This is a genomic window from Frondihabitans sp. 762G35, assembly GCF_002074055.1.
Classification (GTDB): domain Bacteria; phylum Actinomycetota; class Actinomycetes; order Actinomycetales; family Microbacteriaceae; genus Frondihabitans.
This window is the reverse complement of the sequence record NZ_CP014619.1, coordinates 2,086,437-2,101,751: the sequence shown is the minus strand read 5'-3', so window position 1 is coordinate 2,101,751 and position 15,315 is coordinate 2,086,437. Positions and strand designations below refer to the sequence as shown.

The following is a 15,315-nucleotide window of genomic DNA, read 5'->3' as shown; positions in this document are numbered from 1 at the left end:
CGCTGAGGCGTCAGCGCGCCGCGCGGTGCGCCTTGCGGATGATCGATCCGGCACGGACGCCCAGGCCGACGCGGACGACGGCCCGGACCGGCGCCCAGAGGGCCCCCGGGTGCGTCTTCGCGATGTACGTGTACGCGCTGCGGTGGTGCGCGCGGACCATCACGTCGGCGACCTTCTCGGTGCTCGCCCCGCCGACGTGCACGACGACGGCCTCGGGCACGAACAGGTTGCTCCAGCCGGCCAGCGCGATCCGGCGGCCGAGGTCGACGTCCTCGAAGTACATGAAGTAGTCCTCGTCGAACCCGCCGACGGCCTCGAAGGCGTCCCGGCGGACGAGGAGGAAGGCTCCGGAGAGCCATCCGACGGTCGCCACGGAGCTGGAACTCGAGACGTCGCGCTGCTGATAGCGCCTCGTCCACGGGTTCGTCGGCCAGAGGCCGGAGAAGACGGCGTGCCCGATGCCCGTCCGGATCGCGGGGAGGGCGCGGGCGGACGGGTACACCGTGCCGTCGGTCTCCAGGATGCGCGGGCCGAGGACTCCCGCCTCCGGGTGCGCCGCGGCCGCCTCCAGGAGTGTCGTGACGGCTCCTGCGGTCACCCGCGTGTCGGGGTTGCAGACGAGGATCCACTCGACCGAGGCGTCGAAGGTCTTGACGCCGATGTTCGCGGCGCGTCCGTACCCCACGTTGCCGCCGGACCGGACCAGCTCGACGTGGGGGTGGGTCGCGGCCGCGAGCTCCGGGGCGCCGTCGGTCGAGCCGTTGTCGACGACGACGATGCGCGACGGCGGGAAGCCCTCCGTCTGCAGCGACGCGATGAACGACTCGAGGGTGTCTCCCGGCGAGAAGGTGATGGTGACCACGGCGACGTTCGTCATCGGGCGCCTCCGATCGCGTGCTCGAACGCCTCGACGTGCTCGTCGGCGGAGCGCTCCCAGGTGAAGCTCTCGGCGCGGGCGGGGCCGTCGAGGCCGCGGCCGGTCCGGAGTCGGCCGTCGAGGAGGATCGTGCGGAGCGCCTCCCGCAGCCCGGACTCGGTCGGCTCGGCGTAGAACGCGACCTCGCCGCCGACCTCGGGGAGGGCCAGGCGGTCGGTGGTCAGCACGGCCGTGCCGCAGGCCATCGCCTCGAGCACGGGGAGGCCGAAGCCCTCGCCGTCGCTCGGGTAGGCGACCAGCTCGGCGCCCGAGAGGAGACCGGGCAGATCACCGTCGTCGAGGAAACCGGTCCACTGGACGCGGGGCGCGTGGACGCGCGAGGTGAGCATCGACACCGCCTCGTCGTCCCAGCCGGCGCCCCCGGCGATCAGGAGCCGCCAGCCGGCGAGGCGCTCGTCGTCCGTCGCCGCGAGGAACGCCTTCACGAGCGTGGAGACGTTCTTCCGCGGCTCGATCGTCCCCACGAAGGCCACGTACGGCCCCGCCCCGGTGAAGCCGGCCGTCGCGCGCCTCTGCGACGCGTCGCCGACCGGTCGGAAGCGCGCGGTGTCGATGCCGTGGTACGCGACGACGGCGCCCGGGAGCGGTCGCCGCGTGGCCCGGCGCACCTCGTCGAGGGTCGCCGCGCTCGGCGTCACGCAGACCGCGGCGTGCTTGACCGAATACGTCGTCCACGAGCGGAAGAACAGCCCCTTGAGCCGGCTGTGGAGCTGCGGGTGCGAGAAGAACGTGGCGTCGTGGAGGGTGACGACGACGGGCACGGGGGAGGCGACGGGCATCGTGTAGTGCGGAGCGAGGAGGACGTCGACGCCCAGCCGCCTGGCGAGGCGGGGGAGGCCGACCTGCTCCCAGAGGAGGCGCCCGGGGACGCTCCGAGCCCATGACGGGACCACTTCGATGCGCGCACCCGGCGCCCGCTCCGCCCAGAGATCGGCGTCTCGAGCCTGGCTGGCGACGACGAGGCGGACGCCCTCGTGCTTCGCCAGGGCCGGGACGAGGTTCAGCAGGTAGCGCCCGACACCCCCGGCGTTCGCGGGGATCGACGTCGCGTCGACGAGAGCCAGGAGCGTCACAGTACCGATTTCGTCAGGAGTCATCCGGTTCCGGATGCTCGGACAAGGGTACAGGCCCCGCGCACCGCCGCCCTCGTCCGGAGCGCGCGCGCCGTTGTCTAGGATTGACCGCGTCCGGTCGCACCGCAGGGGTGCACGCCGTATCGGACGAACCCGAGAGGCCCTCTCGACGATGCCCCGACCTCGCCGTGCCCGAACGACGCTCGACCCGATCGACGGCTTCGCCGAACCCGACGTCGAGTCCGCCCGCGGGCGCGGCTCGCTCGGCGCCCGGATCCTGCTGTCCCTGCCCGACCGCCTGCCGCTCGTCGCGCTGGCCGGGTTCCTGGTCGTCAGCGTCACGACGACGTTCGGCATCTTCCACGCGTGGCTGGTCGTCCCGGCGTTCGTCGTCGCCGTCGTCCTGCTCTGGTTCGTCGTCCCGGTCTCCGCCCTCGCCTCGACGCGCGCCTCCCAGTGGGGTGCCGTCGCGTCGCTCGTGATCGCGATCGTCTGGTTCGCCGGCAACGCCCCCTTCGTGGCGCAGTGGTTCGACCCGAGCCGCGACCCGGGCCTCTACTTCGTGCACGGACTCTGGTTCGCCGACCACGCGTCGTCGCCCATCTCGATCGTGCGGGCGAGCGCGCTCGCCGAGGGCATCCCCAAGCTGACGGCCACGCTCGGCCGCATCCAGGGCGGTCCGACCAACGTCATCACCATCCAGGGCGGCGACCTCCTGCCCGGGGTGATCGGCGCCGCCACCTGGCTGGGCGGTCTCCGAGCGGCCCTGCTGGCCAACCTGGTCCTCGGCTCGGTGGGCCTCGTCGCGCTCTACGGGGCCGCGCGACGACTCCTCGGGCCGCTCTGGGCCCTCGCGCCCCAGCTCGCGCTCGGATTCTCGCTCGCGTACATGTACCTCGCCCGCGGCCCGTACTCGGAGATCATCATGGTGATCGTCGGGCTCGCCGCCCTCACCTGGGCGATCTCGGGTGTCCGGAGCGGTTCCTGGCGCGATTTCGCCCTGGCCGGGATCTTCGCCGGTGTCGCCTCGAGCGCGCGCGTCGACGGCGTCCTCGTGGCGATGGGCGCGGTCGTCGTCCTCGCCGTGGCGGGACTCGGATTCCTGCCGCGCGAGAAGCGGCGACCGATGTTCGTGGGCGGGGCGACCTTCGTCGTCTTCGCCGCGGCATCGACCTTCCTCGGCGTCTACGGACTCTTCCGCAACAAGGCGAGCTACGTCCGGGCGCTGGGTGAGCAGCCGATCCAGCTCTGGTACGCGGCCTTCGCGACCGTGGTCCTGTTCGCCCTGTTCTGGCTCGTCGGCCGGTTCCTCGACGCGAGGCGGCTCTCGACGTTCTGGCGGCGGGCGGCGCCCGTGCTCGGAGGTGTCGTGGGCCTCATCCTGCTGTTCTGGCTGTCCCGTCCGCTCTGGTACATCGGGCGGTTCGCGGGGCCCGGTGGCCTCGCGACCATCGCCGCGCTCCAGAAGGAGGAGGGGCTGCCGGTCGACGGGCACCGCTCCTACGAGGAGCAGACGCTGTCGTGGCTCGGCTGGTACTTCGGCTGGCCGATGGTCGCCCTCGCCATCGTCGGGTTCGTCCTCATGGTCGTTGTCGGCGTCCGGCGCCGGAACCTTCCGCTGCTCCTCGCCGCCGTCGCGCCCCTCACCGTCGCCGCCGTGTACTTCACCCGGGTCGCCATCACGCCCGACCAGATCTGGGCGTTCCGTCGGATCCTGCCGGTCATCACGCCCGGCTTCCTGATCGCGGCCCTGGTCCCGGTGGCCCTCCTCTGGCGCCGCTTCGCGTCGCCCGTCACGAGGGGAGTGGCCATCGCGCTCGCCGCCCTCGTCGCGTTCGGTCCGATCGTGACGTGGAACGGGCTGCTGCTGGTCAAGGACGGCGGCAACCAGCTGACGGCCACCGAGGCCATCTGCGCGGCCGTCGGCGACTCGCGGGAGGTCCTCCTCCTCCGCGACGGGGCGCCCATCAACTACGGCCTGGCCATCAAGACGGCCTGCGACACGGACGTCCTCAGCATCTGGAGCTTCGACATCAAGGACGGCAACCTGGCGGCGCTCCACGCGCGGACCGGCGACATCCCGGTGGTGGCCTACTCGCAGGGCGCGATGCCGCAGCCGCGGCGAGCTGCAGGAGCCGACCTCACCTTCACGGTGCCGCGCTGGAACCGCCACATCGACCACCTGCCGGACGCGGTCGTCTCGGCACAGTACAGCCTCTACTTCGGCACGCTCAAGGCGGACGGGTCGGTCGTCGCCCGCTAGAGCGCCAGGTCGTGCTCCACCATGGCCGCGACGACGTCGGCGAACCGCTTCGTCGGCGACCAGCCCAGGGCACGGTGGATCTTCCCGGCGTCCCCGCGCATCTCGTGGGCGTCGGTGGGACGCACGAACGCGGGATCGACGCGCACGAGGTGCTCCCAGTCGTCGATGCCGGCTGCGGTAAACGCCGCCTCCACGAAGTCGCGGATGGTGTGCGATTCGCCGGTGGCGACCAGGTAGTCGTCGGCGGTCTCGGCCTCGCCCGCGAGAGCGAGCGCCTCGGCGTAGTCGGGTGCCCAGCCCCAGTCGCGCTTCACGTCGAGGTTGCCGAGCACCAGCTCCGACTGCTGCGACCGCAGGATCCGCACCACGCCGGCGGTGATCTTCCGGGTCACGAAGGCCTCGGGTCGCCTCGGCGACTCGTGGTTGTAGAGGATGACGCTCGAGGCGCGCAGCCCCGCGGCGCGGTAGGCGCCGGCGAGGACGTGGCCGTAGGCCTTGGAGGCGCCGTAGGGGTTCACGGGGCGGAGGGGGGTCGCCTCCGTCTGGGGGCTGATCTCGGCCGCGCCGAAGATCTCGGCGCTGGACGCCTGGACGAACCCGCGCCCGCCGGGCAGGTCGGGGAGCGCCCGGACGGCGTCGAGCAGGTTCGCGACGGCCGCACCGTTCAACTGGGCGGTCTCGATCGGCCGGGTCCACGACGCGGCCACGGAACTGAGCGCGGCGAGGTTCCAGGTCGTGTCGGGTCGCACCTCCGCCACGACACCCGCCGTGGTGGGGAAGTCGGCCAGATCCGCCTGGTGGAGGACGACGCCCGCGGGGACGGCCGGGTCGCGGCCGTCCTCCCGCTGGACGCCGTGGACCTCCCAGCCGCGGGCCAGGAGGTTCTCGGCGAGATAGCTGCCCGTCTGCCCCGAGACGCCGGTGATGAGGGCTACTGGCATGTCGAGAGCTCCGCGGGCTCTACTTGCCGGCCTTGGCCTTCTCGATCTCCAGGTCGGAGTCGACCATCTTCTTCACGAGGCCCTCGAACGACAGCGTGGGCTTCCAGCCGAGCGTGTCGGTCGCCTTCGCCGAGTCGCCGATGAGCAGGTCGACCTCGGCGGGGCGGAAGAACTGGGGGTCCTGGAAGACGTGCTTCTCCCAGTCCGAGATGCCGACGTGGTTGAAAGCGATGTCGAGGTACTCGCGGACCTCGTGGGTCTCACCGGTCGAGATGACGTAGTCGTCCGCCGTCTCCTGCTGGAGCATGCGCCACATGGCCTCGACGTAGTCGCCGGCGAAGCCCCAGTCGCGCTTGGCGTCGATGTTGCCGAGGGTCAGCTGCTCCTGCAGGCCGAGGGCGATGCGGGCGACCGCGATCGAGATCTTGCGGGTGACGAACTCCGGTCCGCGGAGGGGCGACTCGTGGTTGAAGAGCACACCGGAGGAGGCGTGCATGCCGTACGACTCGCGGTAGTTGATCGTCATGTAGTGGCCGAAGACCTTGGCGACGCCATAGGGGGAGCGGGGCCACAGCAGCGTGGTCTCCTTCTGCGGCACCTCCTGGACGCGGCCGAACATCTCGGACGACGACGCCTGGTAGAAGCGCACCTTCTGGATGTCGTCGCCGGCGTAGAGACGGATCGCCTCGAGGATGTTGAGCACGCCGAGGCCGGTCACCTGGCTGGTCAGCTGCGCGTTCTCCCACGAGTAGGCCACGAAGGAGATGGCGCCGAGGTTGTAGACCTCGTCGGGCTGCGACGCGTTGAGCGCGCGGAGGAGGCTGGACTGGTCGAGGAGGTCGCCGGTCAGGATCTTGACCTCGGGCGCCCACTGCTCGATGATCTCGCGCTTCGGGTTGTTCTGACCGCGGACCAGGCCGTAGACCTCGTACCCCTTCGAGAGGAGGAGGCGGCTGAGGTACATGCCGTCTTGTCCCGTAACTCCGGTGATGAGGGCGCGCTTCGTCAATTCAGATTCCTTTGGTTCGCAGGCGTTTCCGACACGCCACTATAACGGGACCGGCGTTCGGCCGGGACGGGCGCCCCCGCGGGTCGCGGGGACGGCCGGGGTCGGGAAGGAGCCGGGGCGGGGTCAGTAGAGCTGCGCGGAGTCGATGCTCACGGTCGAGCCGACGGTGTCGAGGTAGACCTCGACGCGGAGGCCGGTCACGTCGGCGGTCCCGATCGGGATCTGCACCTCGACGCGCGTCCACGACGAGGTCGTGGTGAACGGCACGCTCGCGGCGCTCGCGGCGGCTCCGAACGACCAGAGGGCGAGTCGACCCTTCACGGGCGCGGTCGAGGAGCCGCGGACCCAGACCGAGGCGGTGTACGTCGAACCCCGGAGCGGCTTCAGCGGGGCATCCTGCGCCAGCGAGGTCCCCGCGGTGGACGAGTTGGCCTGCAGGAACCACGAGCCGTCGGGGAGCCCCGTCCCGGTGTAGCGGGCCCAGTTGACGACGGAGCTGCTGCGGCTCCAGGGCGTCGTACCCGTCTCGAACGAGCCCTGGTCGAGAAGGTTCGGCGACACGCTGGCCTTGTCGAGCCAGAGGGACGTCGTCAGGGTGCCGAGGTAGACCTCGGCCTTGAGGCGCGTCGCCCTCGTCGTCCCGGTGTCGACGGTGGTCGAGACCTTCGTCCAGCCGGAGTTGACGGCGCTGAACGACGTCGTCCTGTTGACCGGGGTCGTCCCGTCGAGCGCCCAGAGGGCCAGGCGGCCCACGTAGGGCTTCCTGCTGTCGGAGGTGCGGACGAAGATCGTGAAGGTGTACTGCTGGTTCGCCGTCGCGGGGATCGCGATCGACTGCGCCACGCTCCGACCGGCGACGGTCGTGTTGACGGCCCCGAACCGGCTGCCGTCGAGCACGAAGCGGGGGTCGGTCGACGCGACCTTGTTCATCTGGCCGTTGCCGCCGTCCCAGGGGGCGATGCCCTGCTCGAAGGAGCCGTTGGTCAGGAGATTCTGCTTCGGCGGCTGCGCGCCGAACGTCAGCGAGGCGTCGTCGACGTCGAGGCGGACCCCCGGCGACAGCGAGCTCACCTGGAGGCGGGTGCTCGTGTGCGCGGTCGTGAAGGGCAGGGCGACGGTGACCGCGGTCCAGGTGGTCCCGACCGTGTAGGCCTGCGCGACGGACTCGTTCTTGACGCCGAGTCCCCAGAGGATGATGCGCCCCGTCACCGTTCCCGACCCGGCCCGGAGCCAGACCACCCCGGTCGCCTGCTCGCTCGCGGTGGAGGTGCGGGCGGCGGTCTGCAGGATCGTGCCGCCCGACGTCGGCGCCGTCGCGGAGAGGTAGTAGTCGCCGTCCTTGGCGGAGGACGTGTTCTTGACGGTCGCCGTCGTCATCCCGCCCGTCGTCTCCCAGCCCACGGAGGTCCCGCCCTCGAAGGACGCGGACTGGAGCCAGTCGGAGGGGTTGCCGAAGTAGTCCATGAAGTAGAGGTAGAAGTTGCGGTTGCCGTAGGCGCCGCAGGGGGCCGAACCGTAGCCGGCCGCGAGCGAGGCCGCGTTCGGGGTGTACGGCGTGTAGTTGTAGAGGCTCGCGGTCGCCTGGTTGGCGATGTACACGCTGGCGCTTCCGCAGGAGGCGGACGGGTTGTACTGGATGACGTTCGTGAACCCGGCGCGGTAGCGGAAGTAGGTCGGGTTCTTCGCGTAGACCTGGAACTGGCGGGCGGCCGCGTAGATCTGGTTGAAGAAGCCGTAGTACTGGGTGTCGCAGGCGGCGGTGTCGGGGCAGGCGTAGCCCATCGCGATGGTGTACGCCGAGGCGCTGGGCCCGGTGCTCTGGACGAGCCCCTGCTCCTTCTGCAGCGTGACGAGGAGGACCTGCGGGTTGATGCCGCACGCCTGTCCGACCCGGGCGAGGATGGTCGCCGCCGACTCCCCGGCGCGACCCGTGTATCCGGAGCAGTAGGCGTCCGCGGCCTTGGACGAGGTCGTCTGGCTGAAGTCCTTGAGGCAGGTGCGTCCCGACTGGCAGGTGACGACCTTCGACGCGAGGAACGACTGGATCTGCGCCGCCGACATCGAACCCGAGTTGAAGAACGTCTGGTCGCTGACGATGTTGCCGGCCTGGAACCCCGAGGTCGTGGCGGCGCTCGCGCTCCGGCTTCCCGACGAGGCCACCTCGGACACGACGGTGAGGAGCGTCGCGAGAAGGGCGACGGGCAGGAGGAGGGCGGCGACGCGCCTCCAGGGGGTGCGGATCACAGGGTCACCTCGGTGGGGGAGGACGTCCCGCGGGCGCGGGGCGACGAGTACGCGATGGTCAGGCTCCAGGAGCCCGAGGTCAGCGTCGGCGACGACACCGTCATCGCGCCGCAGTCGGTCGAGCTCGGGCCGGGGCTCGCGGCGAAGGACTTCGTCACGGTCGCCGTGCCGCGCGTCAGGGTCACCGTGCAGGTCCCGCCGCTGTCGACGAGGCCGGAGACGCCGCCGCCGAGCGTCAGCGTCCGACCGGCGAAGGAGTAGTAGCTCATCGCGGGCGACACGGTCCTGACCGTCGTCGCCGGGGGAGTGGTGGCTGCCGGCGCAGTGGCTCCGGGGGCACCCGCTCCGGGTGCAGTGGCGGAGGGCGCGGGGTCCGCAGGAGCCGCGCTGGCGGTGGGCGACGCGGCGGGCGGGCCGGTCGTGACGCCGGGCCCGGCGGAGGCCGACGAGCTCGCTCCGGCCGTCGGCGCGTGAGGCGCGCCCTGGACGGCGACGGCGGCCACGGCGATGCCGGCTCCGGCCACCACCACGGCCCCGATCGCCCAGACGGTCGTCGATCTGCGACTCATGATCCCCTGCTCCGCAGCGTCTCCCGAAAGACGCGGCTACCTGACACGGTAATGTGTCGTCTCGGCCCCGTGACACCCCCTAACCGGGGTGAGCCGGTGTTCGCCGGGAGAATCTCCCCGCTCGCCGGGAGCCTCCGCCCCAAGACGAAGGATGATCGAGTGTCCGTTACCGAGCCTGACCGCCTCGACGCGAGCAGCGCCGAATCCGACCTCCGGGAGCTGCGCGAGGCGGTCCTCGACGACTGGCTGCGCGTCACCTCCAGCGTGACCGACGCCGTCACCGAGATCCAGAGCACCGTCTCCTGGCGCGTCACCCGGCCCCTCCGCCTGACCCGCCTGATGCAGCGCAAGGTGTCGGAGATCGGTGTCGTGCCGGCGTCCCGTCTCGCGGCCGTCGCCCTCGCCAAGCGCCTGGGGCGCTGACGGTGACCGACGACATCGGCGCCCTCCACCGAGCCCTCCGCGCCCGTCTCGACGTCGTCGCACGGGCGCTCGGCGTGACTGTCCCCGACGGGGCCTCCGCCGCCGAGGCCCTCGACGTCCTGGCCAGGACGGTCCACGCGAGCGACGATCCCCAGCAGGCGTGGCTGCTCCACGTCGGCATCACCGGCATCTACCCGGAGCAGGACGACCTCGCGCGGCTCCGCCGGCACCTCCTGCTCGCGACACCGGCGACCGCCCTCATCCGGGCCCTCGAGGGGACGATCGCCGCGGGCTCGCGCTCCTTCTCCTCGCTCCGCACGATCGAGATCGCCGAGGGCGAGGTCCTCGTCGACGTCGACTTCTGCGCCCGGTGGGAGCACAACACGGGCATCCAGCGGGTCGTCCGCCACACCGTCCCCGAGTGGGACGGCGACCCCGAGCGGCCGCACCGCCTCGTCGCCTGGACGAGCGACAGCACCGGCTACGTCGACCTCACCGAGCGGCAGCGCGACCGCGTGCTGCACTGGAGCGATCGCCGGTTCGAGAAGGTCGTCGACCGGGCCGTCACCAACGGGGAGCTCGAATCGGCTCACCTCGTCGTGCCGTGGCACTCGATCGTGCTCATCTCCGAGGTGCCTGCCGACAGCGTCTGCGCGGAGCTCGCCTGCCTCGCGGAGTCGTCGCCCAACCGCGTGGCCGCCATCGGCTACGACGCGATCCCGCTCATCAGCGCCGACACGCTCCCCGACATGGAGTCGGAGCGCTTCGCCCACTACCTCACCGTCGTGAAGCACCTCGACGTCGTGGCGGGCATCTCCGTGTCGGCGTCCGACGAGTTCCAGGGCTTCGTCGACACGCTGCCGAGCCAGGGCCTCGCCGGCCCTCGGGTGGTGCCCGTCTCCCTCGCGACGGAGGTCTCCGAGATCGCCCGCCGCGCCGTGGCCAGCGTCGAGCGCGACCCGAAGGAGGCCCCGATCATCCTGTCGGTCGGGAGCCACGAGCCGCGCAAGAACCAGGACGCCGCGCTCTTCGCGGCGGAGGTGCTCGCCGCGGAGGGCCTCGACTTCCGGATCGTCTTCGTCGGCGGGGGCAGCCGGAAGGCCACCTACCGCTTCGATCAGAAGGTCGCGGCGCTCCGCAAGGAGGGCCTCCGGGTCGAGTCGCACCGCAAGCTCGGCGACGACGACCTCTGGTCGCTGTTCGCCCGGGCGCGCTTCACCGTCTTCCCCTCCCTCCACGAGGGCTTCGGGCTGCCGGTCGCCGAGTCCCTCGCGTTCGGCACCCCCGCTCTCACGAGCGACTTCGGCAGCCTCGACGAGGTCGCCTCGGCCGGTGGCTGCGTGCAGGTCGACCCGCGCGACGACGAGCAGATCGTCGACGGGATGCGCCGCCTCCTGACCGACGACGCCCTTCTCGCGGAACTCCACCGCCAGATCGCCGGCCAGACGCCGAAGACGTGGAAGGACTACGCCGACGAGCTCTGGCGCGAGGCCGTGGAGTCGCTGAGAGCCCCCACGCCTCCGAGGGCCCCCCGCCACCGCACCCGGAAGGCCGCCGCCTGATGCCCGTCGTCACTCTCGCGACCCTCGCGCACGAGGGCGACGACCGCGCTCTGCGGGCCGCCGCCGCCGCGCTGTCCGGCAGCGAACTCGGGTGGAGGCGGAGCTCCGGCCGTCGCCTCGTCCGGGAGATCGCGCGCGCGTTCGGCGACACGCCCGACGACAGCGTGTCGTACCTCCTGCTCGCCTGCCTCGGGCGCGGGATCCCCGCGGCCCTCGACATCGTCGAGTTCACCCGCGAGTGGCGGCGGTTCGGCCTCGAGCGTCCGCTGACGCGGGCCTACGAGACGGTCACCGTCGACCGCGTCGCGCAGCGCTCGGTCGAGGTCGTCGTCCAGTCGGGGCTGATCGCCGACGTGACCGACACCGGCAGGAGCCGCTTCACCACGGGCATCCAGCGCGTCGCCCGCGAGACCCTCACCCGGTGGGCCCGCGACCACGACGTCACGCTCGTGTCGTGGGACCGCAGCGGCGCCCGCCTGGGCGGGACGCCGGAGGACGAGATCGACCGCGTCGTCCTGGAGGACGCCCCGCGCGCCCGCATCGTCCGCGTCGGCGGCGCCACGGTCATCCCGTTCGAGGCCACCTACGTGCTGCCGGAGATCAGCGTCGCGGGGCGACGCACCGAGAACATCCACACCATCGCCCGGTTCGGCCGCGGCCGCTCGATCGCCATCGGGTTCGACTGCATCCCGGTGACGACCTCCGAGACGACCGGACCCGGCATGCCGGGGGCCTTCTCCAAGTACCTCGCGGCGCTCGCCTCCTTCCAGGCGGTCGGCGCGATCTCGGCGGCCTCCGCCGGCGAGTACGCCGGGTGGCGCAGGATGCTCGCCGGAGCCGGCCTCGAGGGGCCCCGCGTCGAGACGGTCGCCCTGCCCTGGCAGAGCGAGGAGGTCTCGGAGGCCACCGTCGACCGCGTCCGGAGCGAGCTGGGGCTCGACGACGGCCGGCCGACCGTCCTCGCGGTGGGGAGCCACGAGCCGCGGAAGAACCACCTCAACCTGGTGACCGCCGCCGAACTGCGCTGGCGCGCCGGCGACGACTTCCACCTCGTGATGGTGGGCGGCAACTCGTGGAACGACCGCGAGTTCCAGGAGCTCGTCCGCGACCTGCGACGCCGGGGGCGGCCCATCTCGCTCCTGTCGGGCGTCGACGACGAGACCGTCTGGGCGCTCTACGGCGTTGCCCGCTTCTCCGTCTTCTGCAGCATCAACGAGGGCTTCGGGCTCCCGGTCGCGGAGTCGCTGGCGAGCGGCACGCCGGTCGTCACCGCCGACTTCGGCAGTCAGCGCGAACTCGGCGAGGGCAACGGGGCGCTCTGCGTCTCGCCGCACGACGTGCGGGCCATCGCTGAGGCCCTGGGGTCGCTCCTCGGCGACGACACGCTGATCGAGGAGCTCAGCGCGCTGAGCCGCGGTCTCGAGCGCCCGAGCTGGGACGACTACGCCGACGCCATGTGGGAGCTCACCCGGGGCTGACGGGCTCTCAGGCCGGGCCGTGCGCCTCGGCGTGCTTGCGCTCGAGCGCCTCGGCGGTGCGCCGCATGCCCTCGGTCACCGGCACGAGCTCGCGGTCGTCGACCTCGGTCAGGACCCGCGAGACGAAGCGCAGGTCGAGGGCCTGGTAGACGGCGGCGGGGTCGTGACCGGACACGATGTCGAGCTTCCGGTCGAGCACGCCCTCGAGCCTCTCGACGAGGTCCGTGATGGAGAGGCCCTCCTGCGAGGCGAAGATCTTCAGCGTTCGGAACGCGGGAGCCTCCCGGGCGACGAGGTCGACCGCGTCGCGGATCATCGCGGCGGCGTCGTCGACGTAGAGGTAGTCGCGGACGGTCCCCATCGGGACGTAGATGTTCGAGGTCCGGCCGTCGAGGCGCGCCGCGATCAACTGCGAGATGAGGCCCTGGGGCTTCAGGATGTTCTGGCCGGGACCGTAGAGGTTCGAGATCCGCCCGATGAGCAGCCGTGCCCCCGACGACGCGGCCCACGAGGCGAAGAGCTCCTCGAGGGCGAGCTTGCTGCGTCCGTAGGGCGCCAGCGGGACGGCGTCGGAGCCCTCGGAGAAGGGCGGCTCGGTGTTGCCGGCGAAGGTGGCTCCGGCGGAGGAGGCGAAGAAGACGGTCCCGTGGCTGGGGTGGAGGCCCTCGTCGCGCAGGGCGTCCGTCGAGCCGACGAGGACCTGCTCGACGACCGCTTTCTCGGCGGCGAACTCCTCCTCGCCCGTGGCGACGACGCCGGTGCCGGCGCACCAGAAGAGGGTCCAGGGCTCCTCGCCGGCGTCGCGGACGAACGAGACGAGCGCCTCGGTGAGGACCCGGACGGACGCCTCCCGGTCGGCCCAGGGCACGCGAAGCGAGGTCACGCTGTCACCGCGCTCGGCGCATTCCTTGGCGACGGCGCTCCCGAGGAGACCGCCCGCTCCGACGACGAGACTTCGGTTGGCAGACACGACTCGGGACTGTAGCACGGGGGCTTGGCCCGTCAGGGATGCGCGCTCTGGCATAATAAACCGCGCCCGAATCCGGAACCCCGTCTCCTCCGCCCCTGCGGACGACAGCTTGCTACGGGTGACGCGGGCGAGAATTGGGAGTCCAGTGACGACGACAGCAGCCGAAGAACGCATCCGCCGATTGGAGAAGCTTCCCTTCGTGGCGGCGGGCGCTCCCGACGCGACCCTCCTGGGCGGTTTCTGGGGCGGTGTGCGCGACGTCGTCCTGCACAAGAGCCTCCTCAACCTGCTCATCCGGCGCGAGCTCAAGGCCCGCTACAAGGATTCGAGCCTCGGCTTCGTCTGGTCGTTCATCCGACCGCTGACGATGCTCCTGATCTACTACGTGGCGATCGGCCAGTTCCTCGGCGCCGCCCGCTCGGTGCCGCAATACGCCGTCTTCGTCTACTCGGGTCTCACGATCTGGGGCCTCTACAACGAGATCATCGCGTCGTCGACGACGTCGATCCTCGCCAACGCGGGCCTGATCAAGAAGGTCTACGTGCCCCGGGAGCTCTTCCCCCTGGCCTCGATCGGCTCGGCGCTGTTCAACTTCGGGATCCAGATGATCGTCCTCCTCGGGGCCATCATCGTCACGGGGCAGTTCCCGCTCAGCTGGAACCTGCTCTACGCGCTGGCCGCCGTGATCGTCGTGGTGACCTACGGCGTCGCGCTGGCGCTCCTGCTCTCCGCCCTCAACGTCTACCTGCGCGACATCCAGTACCTGGTCGAGGTGGCGCTCCTCATCTTCTTCTGGGCCTCGCCCATCGTCTACGCCTGGACCCAGGTGCAGACGGTCGCCCGCAACCACGCCTGGGTCGCCGAGGTCTACCTGCTCAACCCGATGTCGAACGCCATCCTCGCCTTCCAGCGCGGCATGTGGGAGGCCGGGAGCAAGGTCAACATCCTCAAGGACTCCACGGGCAAGGACGTCGCCGTCCCGCCCGTCGACTGGCCGGCGCACCTCGAGCTGCGCCTGCTGGTGCTGTTCGTCATCGGTCTCGCCCTCATCTGGGTCGCGCAGCGCATCTTCGCTCGCCTCCAGGGCAACTTCGCGCAGGAGATCTAGACATGGCACAGGTTCCCGTCGTCACGATGGACAAGGTCTCCAAGCGCTTCATCATCCGCAAGGAGAAGTCGCTCAAGGAGCGACTGGTCAACTTCGGTCGCTCGCGCAAGCACAAGGAGGACTTCTGGGCCCTCCGCGACATCGACCTCGACATCGAGGCCGGCACGACGGTGGGCCTCATCGGCGCCAACGGCTCCGGCAAGTCGACGCTCCTCAAGGTCATCGGCGGCATCATCCAGCCGACCAACGGCGTCGTCCGGCGTCGAGGCCAGCTCGCCGCGCTCCTCGAGCTGGGCGCCGGGTTCCACCCCGACCTCACGGGCCGCGAGAACGTCTTCCTCAACGGGGCGATCCTCGGCCTCTCCCAGAAGCAGATCGAGGGCTACTTCGACTCGATCGTCGACTTCAGCGAGATCCGCGACTTCATCGACACGCAGGTGAAGTTCTACTCGTCGGGCATGTACGTCCGGCTCGCGTTCGCCATCGCGATCCACGTCGACCCCGACGTCCTGCTGGTCGACGAGGTGCTGGCGGTCGGCGACGAACCGTTTCAGAAGAAGTGCCTCGATAAGATCAAGGAGTTCCAGCAGGAGGGGCGGACGATCGTCCTGGTCACCCATGACCTCGCGACCGTCCAGGAGATGTGCGACCGCGCGATCGTCCTCTCCCACGGATCCGTCATCTTCGATGGGGGCGCCGTCGACGGCGTCGCCGCGCTGCGCGCCAACTTCGGCTGAC

12 protein-coding genes and 1 pseudogene are annotated in these 15,315 nt (G+C 71.0%); 6 read left to right on the top strand and 7 right to left on the bottom strand.

From position 1 onward, the window contains the following. Nucleotides 1–10 precede the first annotated feature (10 nt). A complete protein-coding gene (locus AS850_RS10040; RefSeq protein ID WP_119868990.1) occupies nucleotides 11–877 on the bottom strand; it encodes a glycosyltransferase family 2 protein in 867 nt (288 codons plus the stop codon). After that, nucleotides 874–2,034 (bottom strand): glycosyltransferase family 4 protein, encoded by a 1,161-nt coding sequence (locus tag AS850_RS10035; protein WP_119868989.1) that lies wholly within the window; start codon nucleotides 2,032–2,034, stop codon nucleotides 874–876. Before AS850_RS10035 ends, AS850_RS10040 begins: the two co-directional genes overlap by 4 nt. Before the next feature lie 148 nt (nucleotides 2,035–2,182). Here AS850_RS10035 and AS850_RS10030 point away from each other — a divergent pair, with 148 nt between their 5' ends. Then, nucleotides 2,183–4,273 carry a glycosyltransferase family 39 protein gene (locus AS850_RS10030; protein ID WP_119868988.1) on the top strand — a complete coding sequence of 697 codons (2,091 nt, stop codon included), beginning with the start codon at nucleotides 2,183–2,185 and terminating at the stop codon, nucleotides 4,271–4,273. Here the strand turns inward: AS850_RS10030 and AS850_RS10025 are convergent. The 4 genes from AS850_RS10025 to AS850_RS16300 all read right to left on the bottom strand — a co-directional run bounded on the left by AS850_RS10025 (nucleotide 4,270) and on the right by AS850_RS16300 (nucleotide 9,036). After that, complete coding sequence (locus AS850_RS10025; protein ID WP_119868987.1) at nucleotides 4,270–5,214, bottom strand: GDP-mannose 4,6-dehydratase; 945 nt, start codon at nucleotides 5,212–5,214, stop codon at nucleotides 4,270–4,272. The two genes, AS850_RS10030 and AS850_RS10025, sit on opposite strands and share 4 nt — an antisense overlap. 19 nt (nucleotides 5,215–5,233) lie before the next feature. Next, a complete protein-coding gene (locus AS850_RS10020) occupies nucleotides 5,234–6,178 on the bottom strand; it encodes a GDP-mannose 4,6-dehydratase (protein WP_236940917.1) in 945 nt (314 codons plus the stop codon). A gap of 168 nt (nucleotides 6,179–6,346) precedes the next feature. Beyond that, complete coding sequence (locus tag AS850_RS10015) at nucleotides 6,347–8,467, bottom strand: carbohydrate binding domain-containing protein (RefSeq protein ID WP_119868985.1); 2,121 nt, start codon at nucleotides 8,465–8,467, stop codon at nucleotides 6,347–6,349. Continuing rightward, nucleotides 8,464–9,036, bottom strand: coding sequence for a hypothetical protein (locus AS850_RS16300; protein WP_123955486.1), 573 nt, complete (start codon nucleotides 9,034–9,036; stop codon nucleotides 8,464–8,466). The genes AS850_RS10015 and AS850_RS16300 overlap by 4 nt, the downstream gene beginning before the upstream one ends. 159 nt (nucleotides 9,037–9,195) lie before the next feature. Here AS850_RS16300 and AS850_RS10005 point away from each other — a divergent pair, with 159 nt between their 5' ends. Genes AS850_RS10005 through AS850_RS09995 form a run of 3 tightly spaced genes read left to right on the top strand, consistent with a single transcriptional unit; the run spans nucleotide 9,196 to nucleotide 12,499 of the window. Beyond that, nucleotides 9,196–9,459 (top strand): hypothetical protein, encoded by a 264-nt coding sequence (locus tag AS850_RS10005; protein ID WP_119868983.1) that lies wholly within the window; start codon nucleotides 9,196–9,198, stop codon nucleotides 9,457–9,459. Nucleotides 9,460–9,461: 2 nt separating this feature from the next. Then, the gene (locus AS850_RS10000; protein ID WP_119868982.1) at nucleotides 9,462–11,021 is read left to right on the top strand and encodes a glycosyltransferase; all 1,560 of its coding nucleotides are present in this window, start codon (nucleotides 9,462–9,464) and stop codon (nucleotides 11,019–11,021) included. Further along, a complete protein-coding gene (locus AS850_RS09995; protein WP_119868981.1) occupies nucleotides 11,021–12,499 on the top strand; it encodes a glycosyltransferase family 4 protein in 1,479 nt (492 codons plus the stop codon). Before AS850_RS10000 ends, AS850_RS09995 begins: the two co-directional genes overlap by 1 nt. Nucleotides 12,500–12,506: 7 nt before the next feature. Here the strand turns inward: AS850_RS09995 and AS850_RS09990 are convergent, their stop codons facing one another. Next, the gene (locus tag AS850_RS09990) at nucleotides 12,507–13,469 is read right to left on the bottom strand and encodes an NAD-dependent epimerase/dehydratase family protein (protein ID WP_164088427.1); all 963 of its coding nucleotides are present in this window, start codon (nucleotides 13,467–13,469) and stop codon (nucleotides 12,507–12,509) included. A 145-nt stretch (nucleotides 13,470–13,614) separates the two neighbouring features. Here AS850_RS09990 and AS850_RS09985 point away from each other — a divergent pair, with 145 nt between their 5' ends. Together AS850_RS09985 and AS850_RS09980 are read left to right on the top strand one after the other, a co-directional pair. After that, a complete protein-coding gene (locus AS850_RS09985) occupies nucleotides 13,615–14,577 on the top strand; it encodes an ABC transporter permease (protein ID WP_216819727.1) in 963 nt (320 codons plus the stop codon). A gap of 2 nt (nucleotides 14,578–14,579) precedes the next feature. Continuing rightward, nucleotides 14,580–15,299, top strand: a pseudogene (locus AS850_RS09980) (ABC transporter ATP-binding protein); the annotation flags it as partial. Nucleotides 15,300–15,315 lie beyond the last annotated feature (16 nt).